The 3,169-nt window shown below is 53.4% G+C and carries 4 protein-coding genes; 2 read left to right on the forward strand and 2 right to left on the reverse strand.

The window, feature by feature from the left end; genetic code table 11:
• The first annotated feature begins 283 nt into the window (after positions 1–283).
• The gene (gene nadC, locus AC3B8H_RS19785; protein WP_488443236.1) at positions 284–1,117 is read left to right on the forward strand and encodes a carboxylating nicotinate-nucleotide diphosphorylase; all 834 of its coding nucleotides are present in this window, start codon (positions 284–286) and stop codon (positions 1,115–1,117) included.
• Between the two features lie 28 nt (positions 1,118–1,145).
• Here nadC and AC3B8H_RS19790 read toward each other — a convergent pair whose 3' ends face one another.
• Entirely contained in the window at positions 1,146–1,658 is a 513-nt protein-coding gene (locus AC3B8H_RS19790; protein WP_064031398.1) for a hypothetical protein, read from the reverse strand.
• 252 nt (positions 1,659–1,910) lie between these two features.
• Here AC3B8H_RS19790 and AC3B8H_RS19795 point away from each other — a divergent pair, with 252 nt between their 5' ends.
• Positions 1,911–2,513 carry a peroxiredoxin gene (locus AC3B8H_RS19795; protein ID WP_301935454.1) on the forward strand — a complete coding sequence of 201 codons (603 nt, stop codon included), beginning with the start codon at positions 1,911–1,913 and terminating at the stop codon, positions 2,511–2,513.
• 53 nt (positions 2,514–2,566) lie between these two features.
• On the opposite strand, the gene AC3B8H_RS19800 is transcribed toward AC3B8H_RS19795, so the two are convergent.
• On the reverse strand, positions 2,567–3,169 hold a 603-nt coding region (locus AC3B8H_RS19800), incomplete at its 5' end, for an ATP-binding protein (protein WP_488443237.1).

Below are 3,169 nucleotides of genomic sequence, written 5' to 3' on the forward strand. Positions count from 1 at the left end.
TGGTCATCGGGACTCAATCGGTTGCAAAACAGTTGGTCAACGTGCGGGCCGCCGAACTCGCCGGGCGGCAGGCTGATGCAGTGAATGACGATCAGTGAAATATCGGCCGGATTCGGGCGAGCGTCCTGGTTTGGCGACGGAACTTGTCTGGCGTAAGTCAGCCAGTGGTTGCGGATTGGTAGCGGGCTTTCATGGATTGGTGGCTGAGCTGTCATCGGGTGGTGAGGTCTCGACGGATTTGCCGGGTATAATAACGGCTTTGTCTAACCGATTGGCGATTCTAATGACTACTGGGCCTTCCGATTCCGAAATTGCTGCTTATCTCGCCGAAGACATTGGCGCGGGGGATTTAACCGCCGCACTGATTCCCGCCGGAACTCGGGCGGTTGCCAGCTTAGTCGCGCGCGAAGCCATGGTGTTGTGCGGTAGGGCTTGGTTTGATGCGGTGTTTCGCCAGTTGAGTCCGGATGTGGTTGTGGATTGGCGCTTTGGCGATGGCGACCGAGTGCCCGCCAATGTGGAGCTCTGTCAACTCCGAGGTCAAGCCAGAGCTTTGTTGACCGGCGAGCGTACCGCGTTGAATTTGCTGCAAACTTTATCCGCTACCGCCACATTGGCGCGTCGCTATGCCGATGCGGTGGCGGGTACCGGTTGCCGAATATTGGATACCCGCAAGACGTTGCCGGGCTTACGGGTCGCGCAGAAATACGCTGTTGCCTGTGGCGGTTGTTTTAATCATCGTATTGGATTGTTCGATGCCGTCTTGATTAAAGAGAATCATATTTTAGCGGCGGGATCGATATCGGCGGCCGTATTGATGGCGAGAGACTACGCCAATGTGCCGGTTGAAGTGGAGGTCGAAAATCTGGCCGAATTCGACGAGGCTTGGCAGGCTCGGCCTGACAGAATCATGTTGGATAATTTTTCGCTCGCGGATATGACGGTGGCTGTCGCAAGAAATCAAGGCGAGTTGGAATTGGAAGCGTCCGGCAATATCACGTTGGAGAACATTCGGGATGTTGCGGAAACCGGTGTGGATTTTATTTCCATCGGGGCCTTGACCAAAAACGTACAGGCCGTGGATCTGTCGATGCGCATTCAGATGCGCATCGACTGACAATAGAACGATAGCTTTCCGGTGCTGTTTAGCTGACCGCGTTCAGCATTTCGTTTTCGTATAAACGCAGTTTCTTCCAGTTCGCGAACTTGCTGTCGTCGAAATAGGCATCGTGGTCGATGGCGTGTTCGTAGCAGCTGCGGAAGAGTCTCGCGGTCCGAAACGCATGCAATTCGTCGTCGGCGGTTACCGTGTCGACGTTGCCGACTTGGAAGGTTTTGTTGCGGGATTTACTGTCCTTGACCCAGAACACCGTATAGCACAAATAGCTTTTATCCTTGCGATGGTCGAACTTGATGGTTCTCGAAACGCCGGTAACGCCGGTGGTGGTTTTATTTTTCGGTGGTTTCAAGAAGCGGGTCTTGCTGCCTTTCAATACCACCAACATTTGGTCGCGCCAAGTAATCGCGGCTTTCAGCGATTTGGTTTTGCTGCCCCAAAGTTTATGTGAAAAATAACGGCTGCTCTCCTTGCCGCGCCGAACGATACGAACTTGAAAACCGAATGCATCAGGTTCTGTAATATGTTTTACTTTTGCCATACTTAATACCCCAACCAGAAAATTCACAAAAGGTCTGCAGGTGAATTTTAAAGTCAGACACACGCAGACTGTCTGTTAATTGTGTAAGCTTTTGCCTACAAGTTAGCGCGAATCGCATCATCTTGCAAGTAGAATTTGCCTGGATTATTGGGTGAATACCCAGTATTTTAGTGTAGAATAAGTTCCAGCCTTACCCCAAAGGCGTTTCCCCCCTGTTAACCTTTTGTTTTTAAAAAATTTTGGAGGAACTCAATGAGTGTTTTAGTTGGTAAGCAAGCCCCCGATTTTACGGTTCCTGCGGTTCTGGGCGATGGTCAGATCGTCGACTCCTATAGTTTTTCTGAAGCCACCAGCGGCAAATACGCCGTACTTTTCTTCTACCCGCTGGACTTTACCTTCGTTTGCCCTAGCGAACTGATCGCTTTGGATCACCGTATCGACGAGTTCAAAAGCCGTGGCGTTGAAGTCGTTGGCGTGTCCATCGATTCGCACTTTACGCACAATGCCTGGCGTAACACGCCGGTCAATCAAGGCGGTATTGGTCCGGTTCGTTACACCCTGGCCGCGGACCTGAAACACACCATCGCCCAAGACTACGATGTTGAATCCGCAGGCGGCGTAGCGTTTCGCGGCAGCTTCCTGATCGATAAAGCAGGTGTCGTGCGCCATCAAGTGGTTAACGATCTGCCACTGGGTCGTAACTTCGATGAAATGCTGCGCATGGTCGATGCGTTGCAATTCCACGAAGAGCATGGCGAAGTTTGCCCTGCCGGTTGGAACAAAGGCGACGCCGGCATGAACGCCAATCCGCAAGGCGTGGCTGAGTACTTGAGCAAAAACGCCGACAAACTGTAAGCTTTTTCGCTCCAGGCATGTAGGCGCGTTGCCGTATCGGCAATGCGCCTTTTTTATGCGCCGCCGTTTGGCGAATTTCGAGTTCTATCCAGCTTTCGATAGCCGATGGCTTCGCTTAGATGCGGAATTTCGATCGTATTGGAACCAGCCAGGTCGGCGATAGTGCGGGCCAGTTTCAGAATGCGATGATACGCACGGTGCGAGAGTCCGAACTTTTCCATGGCTTGTTCCAACAATCGGTGGCCGGCGTCGGTCAGGGGACAATAGCGTTTGACTTCCGCCGCTGATAATGCCGAATTAGCCTTGCCGCAACGGCTATCGGCAATGCTTCGGGCCGCCGCCACCCGCCCACGAATGATCTCGCTACGCTCCTCGCCGGCGGGCGTGCCCTCGCGCAGCACCGAGATCGGAACTCTGGGAACTTCCAAGTGCATATCGATTCGGTCCAGCAAGGGCCCCGAGACTCTGGCCCGGTAGCGCGCGATTTGTTCCGAGGTGCAACGGCAGCGCCCCGACGAATCCCCCAGATAACCGCAGGGACAAGGGTTCATCGCCGCGATCAGCTGAAACCGTGCCGGAAAATCGGCCTGGCGATTCGCGCGGGAAATTGTGATATGACCGGTTTCCAACGGTTCACGTAAAACTTCCAGGACTCT

This window comes from Methylomonas sp. BG-2, assembly GCF_057766305.1.

Bases quoted from the DNA above. Each gene is read 5' to 3' on its own strand.
- nadC (WP_488443236.1), top strand. From the start codon at position 284: ATGACTACTGGGCCTTCCGATTCCGAAATTGCTGCTTATCTCGCCGAA.
- AC3B8H_RS19795 (WP_301935454.1), top strand. From the start codon at position 1,911: ATGAGTGTTTTAGTTGGTAAGCAAGCCCCCGATTTTACGGTTCCTGCG.
- AC3B8H_RS19790 (WP_064031398.1), bottom strand. From the start codon at position 1,658: ATGGCAAAAGTAAAACATATTACAGAACCTGATGCATTCGGTTTTCAA.